At 61.8% G+C, this 1370-nt stretch carries 1 protein-coding gene; it reads left to right on the forward strand.

The window, feature by feature from the left end:
* Positions 1-89: 89 nt before the first annotated feature.
* Positions 90-1112: an IS110 family RNA-guided transposase gene (locus ACFFJC_RS19865; protein WP_379489118.1), complete on the forward strand. Its 1023-nt coding sequence runs from the start codon at positions 90-92 to the stop codon at positions 1110-1112.
* Positions 1113-1370: the final 258 nt, after the last annotated feature.

Consider the following 1370-nt stretch of genomic DNA (forward strand, 5'->3'; position numbering starts at 1 on the left):
GTGATGAGGTGGACGGCCCCCACCCAAACGGCATCGAGTCGTGCCATGATGGTGCTGTCATCGACCATCAGTAGGAAGGAACCGCCCACATGGAGATTACCACGATCGGACTGGATATCGCGAAAAACGTTTTTCAGGTCCATGGCGTAAACTGCGAAGGTAAGGTGGTGCTACGGCGCAAGGTCAAGCGGGACCAGCTGCTCACGCTGCTCGGCGAGCTGCAGCCATGCCTGATCGGCATCGAGGCGTGCGCGACGGCGCATCATTGGGCGCGTCAACTCCAGGCATTTGGTCACGAGGTAAGGCTGATGCCGCCAGCCTATGTGAAGGCGTATGTGAAGCGGAACAAGAATGACGCAGCCGATGCCGAGGCAATTTGCGAGGCGGTAACGCGACCGACGATGCGGTTCGTACCGATCAAATCCGCCGACGCGCAAAGCGTGTTGATGCTGCATCGTGCCCGCCAACTGCTGGTCCGTCAGCGGACCGCGCAAGTCAGCGCGATGCGCGCGCACCTGGCGGAGTATGGCGTCATCGCGCCCAAGGGGCGTGCGCATGTTCGCGAACTGGTCGAAGCGCTTGCAAGTGGCACGGCGCCGATACCGGACCTTGCACGTCAGACCTTGCTGCTGATCGCCGACATGATCGAGGGACTGAGCCAGCAGATCCGCGCGATCGAAATCGAGTTGATGAGATGGCATCGCGCCACCATTGCTTCCCGTAGGCTGGAGACGATCCCTGGGATCGGGTTCATCACCGCTACCGCGCTCGCGGCAACCGTCGGCGACGCCCGCGTCTTTCGTTCGGGTCGGCAATTCGCCGCATGGCTCGGGCTCGTACCCAAACAACACTCCTCGGGCGGCAAAGAGCGCATGGGTGGGATATCGAAGATGGGCGATCGCTATCTGCGCCATCTCCTCGTTGTCGGCGCCACCGCCGTCTTACGCTACACGCGCCGCAAGACGACAACCGTTAGCATCTGGGCCGATCGGCTGCTGGAGCGCAAGCCGGCGAGATTGGTGAGTGTCGCCGTGGCCAACAAGATGGCGAGGATCGCCTGGGCGGTCATGACGCGAGAGGAGGGTTACCGCGCGGCTCCGGCCATCGCCTGAAGCCGCACGGAACAAGTTTGGGCAGGAGAGAACGAAACGAATGATGCCAACCCGGTCAAGCCGGGGATCGGAACAACCTGCCTGATTCACCGCGCCCCGAGCGCGACACAGTGATGAGGATCCGATCCACCGACACCATCATGGCCAGCGGCCTCTCGCGCCGCGCGAACAGGCCGGACACATGAATGAACCTGACCAGGGAAAGTATCATTCGCTAAAATCGATCTTGCCCAACGGGGGTCGTCCACACATGAATCA

It is taken from the genome of Novosphingobium soli (genome assembly GCF_042432915.1).
GTDB lineage: Bacteria > Pseudomonadota > Alphaproteobacteria > Sphingomonadales > Sphingomonadaceae > Novosphingobium > Novosphingobium soli.